This window comes from Actinocorallia sp. B10E7, from assembly GCF_039871655.1.
Lineage (GTDB): Bacteria > Actinomycetota > Actinomycetes > Streptosporangiales > Streptosporangiaceae > Actinocorallia.
Genome location: NZ_JBDPLZ010000005.1, coordinates 443,991 through 463,961, shown reverse-complemented (window position 1 = coordinate 463,961; position 19,971 = coordinate 443,991). Strand labels below are relative to the sequence as shown.

Here is a 19,971-nt window from a genome sequence, read left to right as displayed (position 1 = left end):
GTACTTGGCGGGAAAAGGACGAACCATCAGCCCTGTTGGTTACCCTCTGTCCGTGGTAGAGATCGCCCCCGGTGCCGTACCCAGCCCCAACATCTGGAATACCCCCCAGATCTACGAGCTGGAGAACAACGCCGTCGACCCCGACGGGGTACTGGCCGAGGCGATGCGGGAACTGCGCCCCTGGGACGGCGCCACGGTCCTGGACGTCGGCTGCGGCACCGGCTTCCACCTGCCCTTCTTCGCCCGGTCCGCCGCCCGGGTGATCGGCGTCGAGCCCCACTCCGGCCTGGCCGCCGCGGCCCGCCGCCGGGTGGCCGGCCTGGGTCATGTGACGGTGCGCACGGCCGCCGCCCAGGCCCTGCCGCTACCCGACTCCAGTGTCGATGTCGTACACGCCCGCTGGGCCTACTTCTTCGGGCCCGGCTGCGAGCCCGGACTGCGCGAGATCGCCCGGGTGACGCGGCGCGGCGGCGCCGCCTTCATCATCGACAACGACGCGACGCGCTCCACCTTCGGCCGCTGGTTCCGGCGCTGGCTGCCCGAGTACGACCCCGAGGGGGTGGAGCGCTTCTGGGCCCGCCAGGGCTTCTCCCGCCGCCCCCTGACCATCCGCTGGGCCTTCGCCGACCGCTCCGAGCTGGAGGCGGTGCTGAACATCGAGTTCCCCGCCGAGCTGGCCTCCGGCTTCCTCGCCGAGGTCCCGGGCACGGAAGTGGACTACGCGGTCAACCTGTGGCATCGGTCCTACTGACCCTGCCGACTCTTCCCCAGCTAGACGGCTTGTATAACAATGCCGGAAAACAGGAGGTCTTTCATGAGTCGTCGTCGTGTGATGCTGGCGGCAGCCCTCGGACTGGGCGCCGCGGGAGCCGCGAGCGGAGTGGCCCTGCAGCGGCACGCCGTCCGCCGTCTCCAGCTCCGCCCCGACCCGCACGCCGGAGAGGGCTTCGGCACCCTGCGCGGCGCCCCCGTGCCGGTCCTGGCCGACGACGGCACCCGGCTGTACGCCGAGATCGACAACGACGACCGCGACGACCTGGCCATCGTGTTCTGCCACGGCTGGACCCTCACCGGCGACTCCTGGCACTTCCAGCGCAGGGCCCTGCGCAACCTCGGCCGGCTCGTCTTCTGGGACCACCGCGGCCACGGCCGGTCCGGCACCGCCGACGACCACACCGCCTACACCGTCGACCACCTCGCCCACGACCTGCGCGCCGTCATCGAGCAGACCGTCCCGCCGCAGACCCCGGTCGTGCTCGTCGGCCACTCCATGGGCGGCATCACGATCATGCGGTTCGCCGACGAGTACCCCGACCTCATCGGCTCCAAGGTCAAGGCGGCCGGGCTGGTGTGCACCTCCTCCGGCGGCCTGGACGAGGTCACCCTCGGACTGCCCGCTGGACTCGCCCGGATCAACCGGCTGCTGCTGCCGCGCGGCATCAGGGCGGCGGGCCTGGGCTCCGGCGTCCTGGAGCGCGTCCGCCACCTGGGCCGCGACGCCGCCATGCTGGTGGAGGACCTGATCGCCTTCGGCCCCGACGCCAGCCCCTCGGCGGTGCGCTTCAGCGAGAACATGATGGCCCAGACCCGGATGGAGGCCCTCACCGGCTTCATCCTGTCGATGATCACCACACCGGAGCTGAGTTCCTGCGCCCCCCTGCAGAAGGCCGAGACCCTGATCATCGCCGCCGAGAACGACACGCTGACCCCGGTCGAGCACAGCCTCACCATCGCCACCAAGTGCCCCGAGGCACGACTCGAGGTCATCCCCACCGCCGGGCACATGGCGATGATGGAACGCCCCTCGCTGGTCAACGACCACCTCGGCGACCTGATCGAACGCACCCGCAAGAGCCTTTGACGTTGCCCGGCACCGTCCGGGAGTGAGCCTGTGACCAGTGCGCCCTCCCGCGGGCGCTCCCGGACCCCGGGACCGCGCCCGCGGGCGGCTCAGACGTAGCGCTCCAGGATGCTGGACTCCGCCAGCCGGGACAGGCCCTCGCGCACCGAACGGGCGCGGGCCTCCCCCACCCCGTCGACCGCCTGGAGATCGTCGATCGTCGCGGCGAGCAGCTTCTGCAGGCCGCCGAAGTGCTCCACCAGCCGCTCCACCACGGGGTTGGGCAGGCGCGGCACCTTGGCCAGCAGCCGGTAGCCCTTGGGGCTCACCGGCAGGTCCAGCGCGTCCGCGCCGCTGAAGTCCATGGTGCGGGCGACGTCGCCCAGCTCCAGCAGGTCGCTGGCGGTCAGCTCGTCCAACGCGGTCAGCACCTCCTCGGTGGGGCGCTCGCTCGGCTGGTAGTCCCGGACGATCAGCTCGCGCTCCTCCTCCACCCCCGAGACCAGCTCCTCCAGCTGCAGGGAGAGCAGCCGCCCGTCGGTGCCCAGCTCCACCACGTAGCCGTCGATCTCGTCGGCGATCCGGCGGACCATCTCCAGCCGCTGGACGACCGCGGTGACGTCGCGGACGGTGACCAGATCCTCGATCTCCAGCGCCGACAGGGTGCCGGACACCTCGTCGAGCCGGAGTTTGTACCGCTCCAGAGTGGCCAGCGCCTGGTTGGCCTTGGACAGGATGGCCGCCGAGTCCTCCAGGACGTAGCGGCCGTCCAGGTACAGCGCGATGATCCGCATCGACTGGCTGACCGAGATCACCGGATAGCCGGTCTGCTTGGCCACCCGCTCCGCCGTGCGGTGCCGGGTGCCGGACTCCTCGGTCTCGATGGTCGGGTCGGGCACCAGGTGCACCGCCGCGCGCACGATGCGCGTGCAGGAGGAGTCCAGCACGATCGCGCCGTCCATCTTGGCGAGCTCACGCAGGCGGGTGGCGGAGAACTCGACGTCCAGGGCGAAACCCCCGGAACACACTTCTTCCACGATCTTGTCGTAGCCCAGGACGATCAGGCCGCCGGTGTGGCCGCGCAGGATGCGCTCCAGGCCGTCACGAAGAGACGTCCCCGGAGCCACCGCCGCCAGGGTGGCGCGGCGTCTGTCGTCGACGGTTTTTTCTGGTGCTGGCACTTGACCCCCGCAGGTCGCCGGTCGTCAACAAGGCGCGCCCTCGACCTTCCGCCGGAAGAACTCTCCCGAAAGACGCCCCCCGAAGGAGAAACAGAGCGGACAGCTTATCGAGGCCGCTTCCCTCCCCAGTGTGACGCCCGTCCCGGCCCATCGGTTCCCCTCTTTTTCCGCGCGGAAGACCGGATCCAGCCCCCGGGAAGGCCCGAACCCGCCCCTGCCCCCATACCCAGGAACCGGCCGCGGCCCACCCCGCCGACCGCGGAACCCGCTTCCCCGCAGGTCACCGGCCCATACGGCGGCCCCGCCGGAGACCGCGGTCAGGGGGCGGTGAAGGCCACCCGGGTGGCCTCCGCCAGATGATCCACCTCGATGACCTTCATCCCCTCGAACTCCACCGCGCCCAACTGCCGCAGCGGGGAGCCCTTGCCCAGTTCCAGCGCCCCCCTGGGCACGAGCGCGCTGCGGAAGCCCAGCCGCGCCGCCTCGCTCAGCCTGCGCTGGGCGCCCGGCACCGGCCGCACCTCCCCGGCGAGGCCGACCTCGCCGACCGCGATCAGCGTGGGAGAGAGCGGCTGCTCGGTGTCCGACCCGGCGACGGCCAGCGCCACCGCGAGGTCCACCGAGGTCTCGGCCAGCCGCACCCCGCCCACGGTCGAGACGTAGATGTCCTTCTCGTGCATCTTCATCCGGGCGCGCTGCTGCAGCACCGCCAGCACCATCGCCACCCGGCTGGACTCCAGGCCCGAGGTGACCCGCCGGGGCGAGGGCAGGAAGCTCGGCCCCACCAGCGCCTGCACCTCGGCGACCAGCGGCCGCCTGCCCTCCAGGGTGACCGTGACGCAGGTGCCCGGTACCGGCTCCTCCCTGCGGGTCAGGAACAGCCCGCTGGGGTCGGCCAGGCCGACGATGCCGACCTCCGACAGGTCGAAGCAGCCCAGCTCGTCCGTCGGCCCGTAGCGGTTCTTCACCGCGCGGATCATCCGCAGCCTGCTGTGCCTGTCGCCCTCGAAGTACAGGACCACGTCGACCAGGTGCTCCAGCAGGCGGGGCCCCGCGATCGCGCCCTCCTTGGTCACGTGGCCGACGAGGACCGTCGTGATGCCCCGCTCCTTGGCGACCCTGATGAGGTTGGCGGTGACCTCTCTGATCTGGGTGACCCCTCCGGGCGCCCCGTCGGCCTCCGCCGAGCCGATCGTCTGGATCGAGTCGACGATCAGCAGCTGGGGCTCCACCGTCTCCACATGGCCCAGCAGCGCGCCCAGGTCCGTCTCGGCGGCCAGGTAGAGCCGCTCGGCGATCGCGCCGACCCGGTCGGCCCGCAGCCTGACCTGCTCGGCCGACTCCTCCCCCGTGACGTACAGCACGTTGCCCCGGTCGGCGGCGAGGGCCGCCACCTCCAGCAGCAGCGTGGACTTGCCGATGCCGGGCTCGCCGGCCATCAGCAGCACCGCGCCGGGCACCAGCCCGCCGCCGAGCACCCGGTCGAGCTCGTCCATCCCCGTCGGCCGACTGTGCGACGAGCGCACGTCCACCTCGCCGATCGGCCGGGCCGGGGAGCTGACCGGGCCCGCGCTCACCACGCGGGGCGGGGCGGCCGCGCCCGCCTCCGCGACGGTGCCCCAGGCCTGGCACTCCCCGCACCGCCCCACCCACTTGGCGGTCTGCCAACCGCACTCACCGCATCTGTAGGCGGGTTTCACTGCTTTGGCCATGTCCAGACCCTAGGGCTCCGCACCGACAAAAGCGCACCCGCCCTCAGCGCCCGGAACCGCGCCCGCCCTCCTGGAGCACGAACACGCTCTTCTCCGTCTTCACCCCGCCGCCCTGGGCCTGGACGGCGTAGGTGCCGGGCAGGGCCTTGGCCCTGGGCCCGTCGCAGCCCTTGCCGCTCCTGCGCCGGTCCCAGACCAGCGTGGTGGCGTAGGGGATCCCCCTGCGCAGCATCTGGATGGAAGAACCCTCCGTGACGTCGCAGTGCGCCGAGGACCAGATCCTGTCCGAGCCCGACTTGATCCGCGCCACCAGCTTCTGGGCGCCCACGTCGAAGGTGCAGTCCAGATCACCCGTGTTCACCACGGTCAGCCGGAAGGACGGCTGCACCCCCGGCGCGAACTCCCGGACGGTGGGGGTGAGGGTGGCGACCACGTCGCGGGCCGCGCAGACGTCCCCGCGCCTGCGGGGCGCGGCGACGGTCGCGGTCTGGGTCACCGTCACCATGACCGTCGGGATCGCCAGGGACGCCCCTCCGCTCCCGGACACGGTCGGGACCGGGGACGGGGACGGGGACGCCGCGGGCTTCTCCTTCTTCGCCGCGGCCTCCTTCTCGTCGCCGTCGCCAGAACAGCCCCAGGCCAGCCCGCCGACGACCAGGACGACCGCGCCGAGCGCGATCACCCTGCGGCGCCAGTAGGCCTCCTGGTACTCCTCGTCATCCTCGTCTTCTTGACGCAGCGTGGCCGAATCCATGCGGACAGTATGCGATTACGATCTCCGGGTTCCCCGAGCGACACGCGTAAGCCCTAAGCTGGCGCCGATGCCCACCGAACCCGTTCTCAGCTGGTACGAGAAGAACGCCCGCGATCTGCCGTGGCGTGAGCCGTCCGCGACCCCCTGGTCGATCCTGGTCAGCGAGCTGATGCTCCAGCAGACCCCGGTCGTCCGCGTCCTGCCGGTGTGGCGCGAATGGATGGAGCGCTGGCCCACCCCCGCCGCCCTGGCCGCCGAACCGTCCGGGGAGGCCGTACGCGCCTGGGGCCGGCTCGGGTATCCGCGCCGCGCCCTGCGCCTGCACGCCTGCGCCGTGGCGATCACCGAGCGGCACGGCGGCGAGGTCCCCGACGACCACGCCACCCTGCTGGCCCTGCCGGGGGTCGGCGCCTACACCGCCGCGGCCGTCGCCAGTTTCGCCTTCGAGCAGCGGCACGCCGTGCTCGACACCAACGTCCGCCGCGTCCTGGCCCGTCTGAGAACCGGCGTGGAGCACCCTCCGAAGACCCAGACACGCGCCGAGGTGGCACTCGCCGAGTCCCTGCTGCCCGAGGATCCCGCCACGGCCGCCAGATGGGCCGTGGCCGTCATGGAGCTGGGCGCCCTGGTCTGCACGGCCCGCTCCCCCCGCTGCGCCGACTGCCCCGTCCTGGACCAGTGCGCCTGGTATCTGGACGGCAAGCCCCCCTACGACGGCCCGCCCCGGCGGGGCCAGACCTACGCCGGCACCGACCGCCAGTGCCGAGGCCGGCTCCTGGCCGTGCTGCGCGAAGCCCACGGGCCGGTGGAGAAGACCGCCCTCGACATCGTCTGGTCCGACGCGGTCCAAAGAGAGCGCGCCCTGGACGGCCTGATCTCCGACGGTCTGGTCGACCCTCTGGAAGACGGCAGGTACGCGCTCCCCTCCTGAGGCCTCAGAGCGGTTCCCGCCGCGCTCAGAGCCCGTAACGCAGCATCTTGCCCTTGACGCCCGCGCCCGTCGGCGAGTGGCCGGCGTCGCCGATGTAGGCGTGACGCCCGTCCCGGGAAAGCACTAGACCGGTCGGTCTGCCCAGGCCTTCGCCGTCCGGACATCCGTTCATCGTCGCGTAAAGAGCGTATGAATAATCCGCATTCATAAGGAATGCGGGCATTTCGGGCACGCATGCGAAAGGCCCGCACTCACGGGGAGTACGGGCCTCTCGGCGGCCTTCCGGCGCGCTCTGCCTGATCAGTCCTTCTTCAGGTTCAGCGGGGAAGCGCCTTCGATCTCGGCGACGTCCGGAACCGAGGACGGCTTCGGCATGCCCTTGAAGGTGAACTTGGCGTTCTCGCCCTCACCCTCGACGTCGACCACGACGATCTGGCCGGCCTGGAGCTCACCGTAGAGGATCTTCTCGGACAGGTTGTCCTCGATCTCCCGCTGGATGGTCCGGCGCAGCGGCCGGGCGCCCAGCACGGGGTCGTAGCCCCGCTCGGCCAGCAGGTCCTTGGCGGCCTGCTTGAGCTCGATGCCCATGTCGCGGTCGCGCAGGCGCTCGTCGAGACGGGCGATCATCAGGTCGACGATCTGGATGATCTCCTTCGGGGTCAGCTGGTGGAAGACCACGATGTCGTCGACGCGGTTGAGGAACTCGGGACGGAAGTGCTGCTTGAGCTCCTCGCCGACCTTGGCCTTCATCCGCTCGTAGTCGCCCTTGGCGTCGTCCGCGCGGCCGAAGCCGATGGACAGGCCCTTGGAGATGTCCCGGGTGCCGAGGTTGGTCGTCATGATGATGACGGTGTTCTTGAAGTCCACGACCCGGCCCTGGGCGTCGGTCAGGCGACCGTCCTCCAGGATCTGCAGCAGCGAGTTGAAGATGTCCGGGTGGGCCTTCTCGATCTCGTCGAACAGCACGACCGAGAACGGCTTGCGGCGCACCTTCTCCGTCAGCTGGCCGCCCTCCTCGTACCCGACGTAGCCGGGAGGCGAGCCGAACAGCCGCGAGACGGTGTGCTTCTCCATGAACTCGGACATGTCGAGGGCGATCAGTGCGTCCTCGTCACCGAACAGGAACTCCGCGAGGGTCTTGGACAGCTCGGTCTTACCGACACCGGACGGGCCGGCGAAGATGAACGAGCCGCCGGGACGCTTGGGGTCCTTCAGACCGGCGCGGGTGCGGCGGATCGACTGGGAGAGCGCCTTGATGGCGTCCTCCTGGCCGATGACGCGACGGTGGAGCTCGTCCTCCATGCGCAGCAGGCGGGCGGACTCCTCCTCGGTCAGCTTGAAGACCGGGATGCCGGTGGCCGTGGCCAGGACCTCGGCGATGAGCTCCTCGGTGACCTCGGCGACGACGTCCATGTCGCCGGCCTTCCACTCCTTCTCCCGCTGGGACTTGGCGGCCAGGAGCTGCTTCTCCTTGTCGCGCAGCGCGGCGGCCTTCTCGAAGTCCTGCGCGTCGATCGCGCTCTCCTTCTCACGGCGCACGTCGGCGATCTTCTCGTCGTACTCGCGCAGGTCCGGCGGCGCGGTCATGCGGCGGATGCGCATCCGGGAGCCGGCCTCGTCGATGAGGTCGATCGCCTTGTCCGGCAGGAACCGGTCGCTGATGTAGCGGTCGGCCAGCTGCGCGGCGGCCACCAGCGCGCCGTCGGTGATCGAGACCCGGTGGTGGGCCTCGTAGCGGTCGCGCAGGCCCTTGAGGATCTCGATGGTGTGCGACAGGGACGGCTCGGCGACCTGGATGGGCTGGAAGCGGCGCTCCAGGGCCGCGTCCTTCTCCAGGTGCTTGCGGTACTCGTCCAGGGTGGTCGCGCCGATGGTCTGCAGCTCGCCGCGGGCCAGCATCGGCTTGAGGATGCTGGCGGCGTCGATCGCGCCCTCGGCGGCGCCCGCGCCCACCAGGGTGTGCAGCTCGTCGATGAACAGGATGATGTCGCCGCGGGTGCGGATCTCCTTGAGCACCTTCTTCAGGCGCTCCTCGAAGTCACCGCGGTAGCGGGAGCCGGCGACCAGCGCGCCCAGGTCCAGCGTGTAGAGCTGCTTGTCCTTGAGCGTCTCGGGCACCTCGCCCTTGACGATCTTCTGGGCCAGGCCCTCGACCACGGCGGTCTTGCCGACGCCGGGCTCGCCCACCAGCACCGGGTTGTTCTTGGTGCGGCGGGACAGCACCTGCATGACCCGCTCGATCTCCTTGTCGCGCCCGATCACCGGGTCCAGCTTGCCCTCGCGGGCGGCCTGGGTCAGGTTGCGGCCGAACTGGTCCAGCACGAGCGATGTGGAGGGAGCGGACTCCGACGCCGCGCCGGACGCGGCCGGCTCCTTGCCCTGGTAGCCGTGCAGCAGCTGGATCACCTGCTGGCGGACCCGGTTGAGGTCCGCTCCCAGCTTCACCAGCACCTGCGCGGCGACTCCCTCGCCTTCGCGGATCAGGCCGAGCAGGATGTGCTCGGTCCCGATGTAGTTGTGGCCCAGCTGCAACGCCTCGCGCAGTGACAGCTCGAGCACCTTCTTGGCACGCGGGGTGAAGGGGATGTGCCCCGACGGCGCCTGCTGACCCTGGCCGATGATCTCCTCGACCTGCTGGCGCACCGCTTCGAGACTGATCCCCAGGCTCTCGAGGGCCTTTGCGGCGACACCCTCACCCTCGTGGATCAAGCCCAGGAGGATGTGCTCGGTGCCGATGTAGTTGTGGTTGAGCATCCTGGCCTCTTCCTGAGCCAGGACGACCACCCGCCGCGCACGGTCGGTGAACCTTTCGAACATCTCGTCGCTCCCTCACACCGCCCCGCAGGAGGCCATCAGGTGAAGACCTTCCCAGAGCCGAGGCTGTTCATCCTCATCCAACTACCGGTTCGCCATGCGATGTTCCCGATACGCCACAGGCGAACGAACGTCCACGACTCCGGAACCGCCATTAACCCCTGCTACCCGCCCAGACGCTCAAAATCCCGAGATGACCACCTTTTTCGATACGCCAGAAGCGAACGGCCCGCCTCCGGATCAAGAGGCGGGCCGTTCGCGTGATCGCTACCACTCAGTTCAGTGGGCGGCGTCGTACTGCTCGACGACCGAGGCGGGAATACGGCCGCGCTCATTCACCTTGATGCCCTGGCCCTTGGCCCAGGCGCGGATGTCGGCGCTGCGCTCGCGGTTGGAGGCGCCGCGCTTGGCACCGGCGGCCTTGCCCCGCTTGGCCGCGCCGGCCCGGCGGGAGTGCTCGATGAAGGGCGTCAGAGAATCACGCAGCTTCTTCGCGTTCGCCGCGCTGAGGTCGATCTCATAGGCCACACCATCGAACGAGAACGACACGGTCTCGTCCGCCGCGCCGCCGTCGAGATCGTCGACCAGACGAACAATAGTTTCGCGTGCCATGGGGCTGGCCTTTCCGCAAGTGTTCAGTGCCGGGACGTCCCCGGCAAACTCCATTCGGTTCCTAAACATATACCCGCCGTCAGCACTTGACAATTCAGAGCGCGTGGAAGATTTCCACGGCTTCTGCGGCGGGCGCGTAACACACGGTAATCGGCTCCGGCGGACCAATCTCGGGGAGTTTCATAGAGCACCCCTCACCCAGAAGACGATCTTCATAGGAGCTGAATCCGCGCCCATGCCCCCCGATAACCCAACAGCAGCGTCACCTCAGGAGACATCCTCTATAAAGAGCAGATAAGGTGAGAATTGCGTGATCTTGGACTCCGCGGACACTCTACCCGCTCTCTCCATCTCCATGACGAAGCCCCCCGGGAGAAGATCCCGGAGGGCCTTGAGTTGAAGTCCTGTGATGAAGCTCTCGCTATGGGTTCCACTCCGCGTGGTCGTCCACCACGACGGTTCCCGCGTAACGGTCGTGGATCGCCTGGAAGAGGGGGCGGTCCCAGATCGACCACACGTAGGCCATGAGCACCCCGACCGCCGCGACGAACATGAAGAAGAGGAAGAAGGACCAGACCTTCACGCCCAGCAGCAGGAACAGGAAAATGCCCAGCATGTAGCCGAGATTGTTGATGGCCGCGCGCCATAGCGCCGTCATCAGGGGCAGCGGATCCCCCGCGGGATCTGCCAGCACGACCCGCAGGCCGATCTGCCGCTTGCCGAGCGTACGGCCCCAGAAGGCGAGTTGAACGGCCTCGTAGAGGAACGGCAGCACCGCCACCACGATGAATGTCGTCCACAGGACCGGAGTGGACCACGCGCCGTCCTCCTCCTTGTCGACGCCGATGGCGGCCAGAACGATGGGGAAGACCAGCGCGAAACCGGCCACCCACACCAGGCCGGCGTCGATGAGACGGGCCAGCGCGCGTTGCTTGAATGCGGCCAGGGGAAGGTTCTCCGCCGGATGCGGGCCACTGGACGCGGACGCCCGATAAGTCTGTTGCGGCGCTTCCTCGCGTTCGGGATATGAAGGGTTCGGCGGCCCATATCCCGGCTGCCCGGTATATCCCGGACTGGGAGGGCCATACCCGGGCTGTTGCGGAGGGCGCGGAGCCCCGTAAGGACCTTGTGCGGGCGGGGGCGGCCCATATCCGCCACCGGAACGTGGACCGTACGGGTTGGGGGGTTCGGTCATGATGTCGTCATTCCTCCAAGCGGAGCAGCATCCGCGTGTTTCCCAGCGTGTTGGGCTTCACCCGATCCAGGTCGAGGAACTCCGCGACCCCGTCGTCATAGGACCGCAGAAGCTCTTCATAGACAGCATGCGACACCGGAGTGCCCTGGATCTCTCGGAAACCGTGGCGCGCGAAGAACTCCACCTCGAAGGTAAGGCAGAAAACCCGCCGGACACCCAGTTCTCGCGCAGTGGACAGAAGCCTGCCGACGATCTGGTGGCCGATGCCCATGCCCCGGCATTCCGGATCGATTGCGACGGTGCGGACCTCCGCGAGGTCCTCCCACATCACGTGGAGGGCACCGCATCCGATGATCCCTCCGAGTTCCGGCGCGTCGGCGACCCAGAACTCCTGGACGTCCTCGTAGAGGTTCACCGTGCTCTTCTCCAGAAGGCGCCGTCCAGGACCGCCGTACGTGTCGACGAGGCACCGGATGTCACGGACATCGGGCGTGCGCGCCCGCCGGATCGTCAGCTCCATAGGAACTCGAGACTAAGGCCTGTTTCAAAGTCGCTGAAACAGTCCGGCGCCCGGGCCTGCCTGCGGGCGGTGCGCCGCTCACGCCGCCTGGCCGCCGCGTCCGCCTCGCGGCGACGGGCACCCGCCCAGAACACCTCTGTCCGGGAACGGGCGTCCCGCTGCACCGCCCGCTTGAGACAGAACATCGCCCAGAACAACGACTCCACACGCGCCGCGGACCGTTCGTCGACCGCCAGAGGCAGGCGGATCACCGACACCGGGCCGTCCCACCGCCACGCCGGAGCCTCGTTCGCACCCCGCGTGCGGCGCACACCACCGGGGCCATCGGAGGCATCCGACACAACCCGGCTGAAATCCCTTCCCCAGCGCGTCCACGACCGGACTTCGAGACAGACCCCAGTGGCACCGGACGGCTTCGCGGACCGGGAACGAGCTGCGAAATCAGTTGCCGTGGTTGGCACGGACGGCAGACTTCGTTAGTCTCCTGCGCTGAGTGTCAGCAGCAGTTCGCATCTGCTGCGCCCGCCGAATCCCCCGAACGCTTCGGCACGGGAGAACCTGGGACCAGCGCAAGCCCCGGGGTGCAGCCGCGGAGACGCGGCGGGGCTGCTCCGGCCCCACCCGACAGCTGACCCGGCAGGCGGCCGAGGAGAGGAAGTCCGTGAAGCGCGCCCACCATCGTCTGCTCGCCCTGATCTGCGGTGTCACCGCCGTCGTCGTGTCCGTTCCCGGCGCGGCGCACGCCGAACCCGACCCGATGAAGCGGATCGAGTCCATTCACGAGGAACTGGAAAAGGTCAGCGAACAGATCAACGGACTCAAGGTCAAGTTGAAGCAGGCCGAACGCGCGGCCAAGGTCGCCTCGGACAACGCCTCGCGGCAGCAGAAGGCGCTGGACGACGTGGCGCGGGACGTGAGCGGGCTGGCCGCCACCAGCTACATGCTGGGCGGCACCGACCAGGCGCTCGTCCTGGCGACCTCCCAGAACCCCCAGGACTTCCTGGACCAGAGCTCGACGCTCAGCTACTTCGCCTCCCAGAACGGCACCAAGGTCTCCGAGCTGCTGTCCGCGATGCAGTCGGCGCAGCGCGCGAAGAAGGCGGCGGACGACCGGGCCGATCAGGTCCGCAAACTCAACACCCAGCTGACCGAACGGCAGAAGAAGCTCAAGGACGACTACACCGAGATCCGCGACAAAATCGTCCGGAAGAACCCCAAGAAGATCGTCGACATCCCGCCGGTGCCGGGCGCGGGCAAGGCGGCCGAGGCGCTGCGGCTGGCGCTCTCCCAGCTCGGCAAGCCCTACGTCTGGGGCGCCGACGGACCCGACAGCTACGACTGCTCCGGGCTCACCATGTGGGCCTACGCGAAGGTCGGCATCAACCTGCCGCACTACACCGGCAGCCAGTGGAACGCCGGCGCTCACGTCAGCCAGTCCGAACTGCAGCCGGGAGACCTCGTCTTCTTCTACAGCGACCTGCACCACGTCGGCCTCTACATCGGTGACGGACAGATGGTGCACGCCCCTCAGACGGGCGACGTCGTGAAGATATCGCCCATCGGCGGGCGGCCCTTCGCGGGAGGCGTGCGGGTCGCCTGAGCGTTCTCCCCGGCGGAGGGACGGGAAAAGGAAACGCCGTCACGGGAAGCCGGGTGCTCCCGTGACGGCGGCGTTCATCGGGCTCCACCGGGGTCTCCGGCCCACCCGCTCCGCGGTCGTTTAGATGAGTTGTCTGCGAGCCGCCCAGACGACGGCTTCGATGGGGGTGTTGACATCGAGACGGTCGCAGATGGCCCGAAGCCGACGGCGTAGGGTACGCGCGCTGAGCTCGAGCTTCCGGGCCGCCACGTCAGCGGTCACACCGCTGGCGATCTGAGACAGCAACTTCAGTTCATCCTCGCTCAGCCGGGGTTCGTCGAAGGCCCGGCGCGCGAGTGTGCCCTGCTCCACTCCATTCCTCCCTCGTCGCTGATGCTGACCGCGGGGGCGCAGCTTCCGCTGCTTTGGGCGATGGGTCCAGTACTACTGATCGTCGGTGGCCGGACTCGGCCGATACGTCGTTCGAGTGCCATTCGCGGGGAACGCTGAGTAACCTCGGCTCGAGAGAAGGGTCATCGGTTGCAGCCTTCCCCTCTCCGATCCGTGAATCGTTTCAAGCTCCCCACGACCCGGAACGCTAGGCGGCCGGATCCGGACCGTCAAGCTCCCCGAGAGCGCAAAAAGTGACCCCTGAATCACGTCCCGTGCCGTCACCGAGGGGCGCCTACCCACGAAAAGCCGTTAACCTGCGGCGACACATCCCGACCCGGGGGGAGTGGACTGATGCGAGCGAGTATTCGTGAGGTCGCGCGCCGCGCGGGAGTTTCAGTTGGGACCGTTTCGAATGTCCTAAACCGGCCAGATGTCGTGGCCGAAGCCACCCGAGTCCGTGTCCTCACCGCCATCGAGGAGCTCGGTTTCGTACGCAACGAGGCGGCGCGGACCCTGCGCCAGGGCTCGGGGCGAACACTCGGAGTGATCGTCGAGGACATCGCCAACCCGTACTTCACCGACCTCGCCCGAGGAGCCGAGGACGCCTCGAACACCGGCGGCTACGACCTCATCTGGTGCACCAGCGACGGCAGCCCGGAGAAGGAACGACGCCGGCTGGACTTCCTGGAGCAGCAGGGCGTCTCCGGCATCATCATCACCCCCGTCGCGCTGGACGCCGACCGCGTCGCCCGGCTGCGCGCCCGGGACATCCGGATCGCGCTGATCGACCGCCGCATGTCCGGGGCCGGCGCGTGCTCGGTGAGCGTCGACCACGTCCAGGGCGGCAGACTCGCGATGCGCCATCTCATCGAACTGGGCCGGCACGACGTGGCGTTCGTCACCACCGAACCCGAGCCCCCTCCGGTCCGGCAGCGGCGCGGCGGCGCCCTGCGCGCGCTGAGCCAGGCCGGCTACGGACCGGAGCAGACCCTCACCATCGCCGAGCCGGAGCCGACCTCAGAGGCGGGGCAGCGCGCGGCGAGGCGGCTTCTGGAGTTTGGAACGCTCCCCGCCGGCATCTTCTGCGTCAACGACCTGCTGGCGATCGGTCTCGTCAACGAGCTCGTCCGCAACGGGGTGAAGATCCCGCAGGACGTCGCGGTCATCGGCTACGACGACATCGGCCCGGCCGCCACCTGCGTCATCCCGCTCACGACCGTGCGCCAGCCCCGGCACGAGCTGGGAGCCACCGCCGCGGAACTCCTGCTGGCGGGCGCCGACAACCGGCACGTCACGCTGACGCCCGAACTCGTCGTCCGCGAGTCGGCGTCCTGAGGCGCGCGACCGGCTCCGTAAGTCGGCCGCGCGCCCCAGAACGACTCAAGAGCCCGGCTTGACCAGTGGGAAGAGGATGGTCTCGCGGATGTTCCTGCCGGTGAAGGCCATGATCATCCGGTCGATGCCCGCACCCATGCCGCCGGTCGGCGGCATCGCGTACTCCAGTGCGCGCAGGAAGTCCTCGTCCAGCTGCATCGCCTCCGGGTCTCCCCCTGCGGCCAGCAGCGACTGCTCGGTGAGCCTGCGGCGCTGCTCGATCGGGTCGACCAGCTCCGAGTAGGCGGTGCCCAACTCGGTACCGAAGCCGATGAGGTCCCACTTCTCCGTCAGCAGCGGCTCGTCGCGGTGCTCGCGGGTCAGAGGCGACGTCTCCAGCGGATAGTCCATGACGAACGTCGGCTGCTTCAGGGTGTGCTCGACGAGTTCCTCGAACAGTTCCTGCACCAGCTTGCCCTGGCCCCACTTGGGGTCCCAGTGCACCTCGCGGGCGTCCGCGAGCTTGCGCACCGCCTCGATCGGGGTGTGCGGGGTGACCTCCTCGCCCACCGCCTCGGAGACCGCTCCGTAGAGCGTGATGCGCGGCCACACCGGCAGGCCGAGGTCGTACTCCTCGCCGTCGTGCACGACCACCGAGTGTCCCAGCGCGGCGACCACGGCCTTCTGGTACATGCGCTGGGTGAGGTCGGCCATGTCGTTGTAGTCGAGGTAGGTGCCGTAGGCCTCGATCATCGTGAACTCGGGGTTGTGCGTCGAGTCCGCGCCCTCGTTGCGGAAGTTCCGGTTGATCTCGAAGACCTTCTCGATCCCGCCGACCACCAGCCGCTTGAGATAGAGCTCGATCGCGATGCGAAGGTAGAGCTCCATGTCGTAGGCGTTGATGTGGGTCTTGAACGGCCGGGCGCTCGCGCCGCCGTGGATCGGCTGCAGCATCGGCGTCTCGACCTCGAGGTAGCCCTCCTCGTGCCAGAAGTCGCGGATGGCGCGCACGGTGTCGCTGCGCAGCCGCGCCATCCTGCGCGCCTCGTCGTTGACGATGAGGTCGACGTAGCGGTACCGCACCCGCGCCTCGGGGTCGGTGAGGCCGGCGTGCTTCTCCGGCAGCGGACGCAGGCACTTGGAGGTGAGCGTCCAGCCGTCGGCCATGATCGACAGCTCGCCGCGCCGGGAGGAGATGACCTCTCCCTCGACGCCGACGTGGTCGCCGAGGTCGACGTCGCGCTTCCAGGATGCCAGGGCCTCCTCGCCCACGCCGGCCAGGGAGATCATGACCTGGATCTCGGCGGTGCCGTCCTTCAGGGTCGCGAAGCACAGCTTGCCGCCGACGCGCGAGAGCATGACCCGGCCGGCGATCGCGACCTTCTCCCCGGTCTCGGTGCCCGCCTCGAGGTCGGGGTGTTTCTCACGGACCTCGGCGATGGTGTGGGTACGCGGGAAGTTCACCGGATAGGGGTCGATGCCGCTCTCCCGGAGCCGCGCCACCTTGTCCAGGCGGACGCGCATCTGCTCCGGGGCGTCGTCGTAGGTCTGCTCGCTCACGGCGTCAAGGCTATCCACCCGGGAAAACCGGTGCGAACGCGTCCTCAGGATCCGCCGATGTTGCGTTCGTAGATGAGCCTCAGGCCGTGCAGGGTGAGCCAGGGCTCGAAGGTGTCGATGCTGCGCGCCTCCTCCAGCACCAGCGGGGCCAGGCCGCCCGTGGCCACCACCTTCACCTCGTCGGGGTTGTCCGACAGCTCCTCGGCCATCCGGTCGACCAGGCCGTCGACCTGACCGGCGAAACCGAAGATGATGCCCGACTGCAGGGCCTCGACGGTGTTCTTGGCGATGACGTGCCGTGGCCGCACCAGCTCGATCTTGTGGAGCTGGGCGCCGCGCTTGGACAGCGCGTCGATGGACAGCTCGATGCCCGGGGCGATGGCCCCGCCCACGTACTCGCCCTTGGCGGAGATGCAGTCGAAGGTCGTCGCGGTGCCGAAGTCCACGACGATCGCCGGGCCTCCGTACAGGTGGATGGCGGCCAGGGAGTTCACGATCCGGTCGGACCCGACCTCCTTGGGGTTGTCCATGCGCACCGGCACCCCGGTCTTCACTCCGGGCTCCACGATGACCGCGGGGACGTCGCCGTAGTAGCGGCGGCACATCTCCCGCATCTCGTGCAGGACCGAGGGCACCGTGGAGCACAGGGCGATGCCGCTGATGTCGGTCTCCACCAGCAGCGGGCTCTGGTTCACCAGCCCCTGCAGGACGACCGCGATCTCGTCGGCCGTCCGGCGCGGATCGGTGTTGATCCGCCAGTGCTCGATGACCTCGTCGCCCTCGAACAGGCCCAGGACGGTGTGGGTGTTGCCGACGTCGATCGTGAGAAGCATCAGGTCCCCGCTGCGGTACGGAAGTCAAGGCCGATGTCGAGGGCCGTCGCGGAATGCGTGAGGCCACCCACCGCAAGGTAGTCCACCCCTGTGGCGGCGGCATCTCGGGCCCTGTCCAAGCTCAGGCCTCCCGATGCTTCCAGCGTGGCGCGGCCGGCGGTGAGCCGGACGGCCTCGGCCATCATCATGTCCGACATATTGTCCAGCAGAATGTCGGTGGCTCCGGCCGTCAATGCCTCTTCGAGCTGCTCCAGGGTGTCGACTTCGACCTGGATGTGCAGCTCGGGGTAACGCGTGCGGATGGCTTTGTAGGCGGCCGTGACGCCTCCCGCCGCGGCGACGTGGTTGTCCTTGATGAGCGCGGCGTCCTGAAGGGACATGCGGTGGTTCACCCCGCCGCCGCAGCGGACCGCCCACTTCTGCAGCTGACGCAGGCCGGGAAGCGTCTTTCGGCTGTCGCGCACACGGGCACCCGTTCCTTCGATCGCCTTGACCCACAACGCCGTCTGGGAGGCGATCCCCGACAGGTGCGTCATGAAGTTGAGGGCGATGCGCTCGGCGCGCAGGAGCTGGACCGTCGGGGCCGTGACGGTCAGCAGCACGTCGCCCTTGGCGACGCGGTCTCCGTCCTGGACGTGCCGCTCCAGCCGGGCCTCGCCGCCCATCAGGACGTCGAAGACGACCTCGGCGACCAGCAGCCCGGCCACGACGCCCTCGGAACGCGCCGCGAAATCGGCCGTGGAGACCTGCGCCGGATCGAAGATGGGCTCGCTGGTGACGTCGGTCTCCCCGTCCTCGGCCAGCGCCACCCCGACCAGGGTCTCCACCGCCAGCGGGTCGAGCCCCTGGCCCTGTAGCCGCTGTGACAGCTCGGGCGTCATCTTTTCCTCACTCACTTGCTCGCTGCTCGGCCCGTCGGCCGTGCCGACCGGGGTGGGCGCGCCTGATCGGCCGACCAGGCGGCGGTACCGCTCGGACCGCTCTAGGCGGCGGTGGTCCGGCGGGACTCTTCGGGAACCCCGGGCCCGGGGACCCGGGATCCGGGGGCTTCGGGCTCGGGAACCTCGGGGGCGAACTCCAGCCGGAACGTCCCGGCTCCCAGCCGGCCGCTCAGCCGACCGAGCCAGCGTGCGTCGTCGCGCTCCGGGAAGTCCTCGCGCCAGTGGCTGCCCCTGGTCTCCTCGCGGCGTTCGGCCGCCGCGACGATGGCCGTGGCCACGGTGTGCAGGTTGGTGGTCTCCCACGCCTCAACGCACGGGTCGTCGGAGGTGCGCCCGCCCAGCTCCTCCAGCAGGCGGCGGGCCTCGGCCAGCCCCTCCGCCGAACGCAGGACCCCGCAGTGGGCGCTCATGACCCGCTGGATCTCACCGCGGACGGACGGGTCGATCAGGCCTCTCTCCCGCGGCCGTGCCGGGGCCCCGCCGTCGATGACGGGGAGCGCCTGCTCCTCCGCGAGGGCCTCGCCGATGCGCTCGGCGAAGACCAGGCCCTCCAGAAGCGAGTTGGAGGCGAGCCTGTTCGCCCCGTGGACGCCCGTGCAGGCGGTCTCCCCGCAGGCGTACAGGCCGGGGATGGACGTGCGCCCGTACCGGTCGGTGCGGATGCCCCCGCTGGCGTAGTGGGCCGCCGGGACGACGGGGATCGGCTGGGTCACCGGATCGATGCCGTGCTCCCTGCAGCTGGCCAGGATGGTGGGAAAGCGCGTCTCCCAGAACCGGGCGCCCAGGTGGCGGCCGTCGAGCAGCATGTGCTGCTCGCCCGTCTCGCGCATGCGGTTCATGATGCCCTTGGCGACCACGTCGCGGGGCGCGAGCTCGGCCAGCTCATGCCTTCCGACCATGAACCGCTCGCCCGAGGCGTCGACCAGGTGCGCGCCCTCGCCCCTGACCGCCTCGGAGATCAGCGGCTGCTGCCCCGTGGCACCCGGGCCGAGCCACATCACCGTCGGATGGAACTGCACGAACTCCAGGTCGGCCACCTCGGCTCCGGCGCGCAGCGCCAGCGCCACGCCGTCACCGGTGGAGACCACCGGGTTGGTGGTGGCGGAGAAGACCTGGCCGAGCCCTCCGGTGGCCAGCACCACGGACCGGGCCCGCACCGCGCCGACGCCGTCCCGCTGCCCCTCCCCCATGACGTGCAGGGTGACCCCGGCGACGCGCCCGCCCTCCATGAGCAGGTCGAGCACCAGGGCGTGCTCGATGACCTCGACGCCCTCGGTCTGCTTGAGCGCGGCCAGCAGCGCCCGGCTGATCTCGGCGCCGGTGGCGTCGCCTCCCGCGTGGGCGATGCGCCGCCGGTGGTGGCCGCCCTCGCGGGTGAGCGAGACCGTGCCGTCGGCGGCGAGGTCGAAGTGCGCGCCCGTCTCGATGAGCCTGCGCACCGCGTCCGGCCCCTCGGTGACGAGGGTGCGGACGGCCTCGACGTCGCACAGGCCCACCCCGGCGGTGAGGGTGTCGGCCAGGTGCTCCTCGGGGCTGTCCTCCGGGGCGAGCGCGGCGGCGATGCCGCCCTGGGCCCACCGGGTGGACCCGGCGTCCAGCAGCGCCTTGGTGACCAGCAGCACCCGTCCGTGCCGTGCCGCCCGCATGGCCGCCACCAGTCCGGCGATGCCGGAGCCGATCACGACCGCGTCGGTGTGCGTGGTCCAGCCGGGTGCGCCCGCGGCCAGCTCGTCGATCATGACGCCCTCCTCCGGGGGGTTTTCGTCAGTATGACACTAATCCGGGAAGGGCT

The 19,971-nt window shown here is 69.6% G+C and carries 18 protein-coding genes; 5 read left to right on the top strand and 13 right to left on the bottom strand.

The window, feature by feature from the left end:
- The first annotated feature begins 52 nt into the window (after positions 1-52).
- Together ABGB12_RS19955 and ABGB12_RS19950 are read left to right on the top strand one after the other, a co-directional pair.
- Positions 53-751 (top strand): methyltransferase domain-containing protein, encoded by a 699-nt coding sequence (locus ABGB12_RS19955; protein ID WP_347680033.1) that lies wholly within the window; start codon positions 53-55, stop codon positions 749-751.
- 63 nt (positions 752-814) lie between these two features.
- Positions 815-1,861 (top strand): alpha/beta hydrolase, encoded by a 1,047-nt coding sequence (locus ABGB12_RS19950; RefSeq protein ID WP_347680031.1) that lies wholly within the window; start codon positions 815-817, stop codon positions 1,859-1,861.
- Between the two features lie 89 nt (positions 1,862-1,950).
- Here ABGB12_RS19950 and disA read toward each other — a convergent pair whose 3' ends face one another.
- The 3 genes from disA to ABGB12_RS19935 form a co-directional block, all read right to left on the bottom strand.
- On the bottom strand, positions 1,951-3,021 hold the full coding sequence (gene disA, locus ABGB12_RS19945) for a DNA integrity scanning diadenylate cyclase DisA (RefSeq protein ID WP_347680029.1): 1,071 nt from the start codon (positions 3,019-3,021) through the stop codon (positions 1,951-1,953).
- 317 nt (positions 3,022-3,338) lie between these two features.
- Positions 3,339-4,733, bottom strand: a complete 1,395-nt coding sequence (gene radA, locus ABGB12_RS19940) for a DNA repair protein RadA (RefSeq protein ID WP_347680027.1) — start codon at positions 4,731-4,733, stop codon at positions 3,339-3,341.
- Between the two features lie 43 nt (positions 4,734-4,776).
- On the bottom strand, positions 4,777-5,487 hold the full coding sequence (locus ABGB12_RS19935; protein ID WP_347680025.1) for a hypothetical protein: 711 nt from the start codon (positions 5,485-5,487) through the stop codon (positions 4,777-4,779).
- A gap of 58 nt (positions 5,488-5,545) precedes the next feature.
- Between ABGB12_RS19935 and ABGB12_RS19930 the strand changes: the two genes are divergently transcribed.
- Positions 5,546-6,418: an A/G-specific adenine glycosylase gene (locus tag ABGB12_RS19930; protein ID WP_347680656.1), complete on the top strand. Its 873-nt coding sequence runs from the start codon at positions 5,546-5,548 to the stop codon at positions 6,416-6,418.
- A 25-nt stretch (positions 6,419-6,443) separates the two neighbouring features.
- On the opposite strand, the gene ABGB12_RS19925 is transcribed toward ABGB12_RS19930, so the two are convergent.
- From ABGB12_RS19925 to ABGB12_RS19905, 5 genes are all read right to left on the bottom strand, one after another.
- Entirely contained in the window at positions 6,444-6,590 is a 147-nt protein-coding gene (locus tag ABGB12_RS19925) for a hypothetical protein (protein WP_347680023.1), read from the bottom strand.
- A gap of 128 nt (positions 6,591-6,718) precedes the next feature.
- Complete coding sequence (locus ABGB12_RS19920; RefSeq protein ID WP_347680021.1) at positions 6,719-9,235, bottom strand: ATP-dependent Clp protease ATP-binding subunit; 2,517 nt, start codon at positions 9,233-9,235, stop codon at positions 6,719-6,721.
- A gap of 276 nt (positions 9,236-9,511) precedes the next feature.
- Complete coding sequence (locus tag ABGB12_RS19915) at positions 9,512-9,844, bottom strand: Lsr2 family protein (RefSeq protein ID WP_347680019.1); 333 nt, start codon at positions 9,842-9,844, stop codon at positions 9,512-9,514.
- 421 nt (positions 9,845-10,265) lie between these two features.
- Positions 10,266-11,039 carry an RDD family protein gene (locus tag ABGB12_RS19910; RefSeq protein WP_347680017.1) on the bottom strand — a complete coding sequence of 258 codons (774 nt, stop codon included), beginning with the start codon at positions 11,037-11,039 and terminating at the stop codon, positions 10,266-10,268.
- A gap of 7 nt (positions 11,040-11,046) precedes the next feature.
- A complete protein-coding gene (locus tag ABGB12_RS19905; protein ID WP_347680015.1) occupies positions 11,047-11,559 on the bottom strand; it encodes an amino-acid N-acetyltransferase in 513 nt (170 codons plus the stop codon).
- A gap of 661 nt (positions 11,560-12,220) precedes the next feature.
- Between ABGB12_RS19905 and ABGB12_RS19900 the strand changes: the two genes are divergently transcribed.
- Positions 12,221-13,159, top strand: a complete 939-nt coding sequence (locus ABGB12_RS19900; RefSeq protein ID WP_347680013.1) for an NlpC/P60 family protein — start codon at positions 12,221-12,223, stop codon at positions 13,157-13,159.
- Between the two features lie 120 nt (positions 13,160-13,279).
- Here the strand turns inward: ABGB12_RS19900 and ABGB12_RS19895 are convergent, their stop codons facing one another.
- Positions 13,280-13,510, bottom strand: a complete 231-nt coding sequence (locus ABGB12_RS19895) for a LuxR C-terminal-related transcriptional regulator (RefSeq protein ID WP_347680011.1) — start codon at positions 13,508-13,510, stop codon at positions 13,280-13,282.
- Between the two features lie 372 nt (positions 13,511-13,882).
- Between ABGB12_RS19895 and ABGB12_RS19890 the strand changes: the two genes are divergently transcribed.
- Positions 13,883-14,866, top strand: coding sequence for a LacI family DNA-binding transcriptional regulator (locus ABGB12_RS19890; RefSeq protein WP_347680009.1), 984 nt, complete (start codon positions 13,883-13,885; stop codon positions 14,864-14,866).
- A 45-nt stretch (positions 14,867-14,911) separates the two neighbouring features.
- Here the strand turns inward: ABGB12_RS19890 and lysX are convergent, their stop codons facing one another.
- From lysX to ABGB12_RS19870, 4 genes are all read right to left on the bottom strand, one after another.
- Positions 14,912-16,423 (bottom strand): bifunctional lysylphosphatidylglycerol synthetase/lysine--tRNA ligase LysX, encoded by a 1,512-nt coding sequence (gene lysX, locus ABGB12_RS19885; protein ID WP_347680007.1) that lies wholly within the window; start codon positions 16,421-16,423, stop codon positions 14,912-14,914.
- 26 nt (positions 16,424-16,449) lie between these two features.
- Positions 16,450-17,238, bottom strand: a complete 789-nt coding sequence (locus ABGB12_RS19880) for a type III pantothenate kinase (protein WP_347680005.1) — start codon at positions 17,236-17,238, stop codon at positions 16,450-16,452.
- Positions 17,238-18,119 (bottom strand): carboxylating nicotinate-nucleotide diphosphorylase, encoded by an 882-nt coding sequence (nadC, locus tag ABGB12_RS19875; RefSeq protein ID WP_347680003.1) that lies wholly within the window; start codon positions 18,117-18,119, stop codon positions 17,238-17,240. The genes ABGB12_RS19880 and nadC overlap by 1 nt, the downstream gene beginning before the upstream one ends.
- A gap of 101 nt (positions 18,120-18,220) precedes the next feature.
- Entirely contained in the window at positions 18,221-19,918 is a 1,698-nt protein-coding gene (locus tag ABGB12_RS19870) for an L-aspartate oxidase (protein WP_347680001.1), read from the bottom strand.
- Between the last annotated feature and the right edge of the window lie 53 nt (positions 19,919-19,971).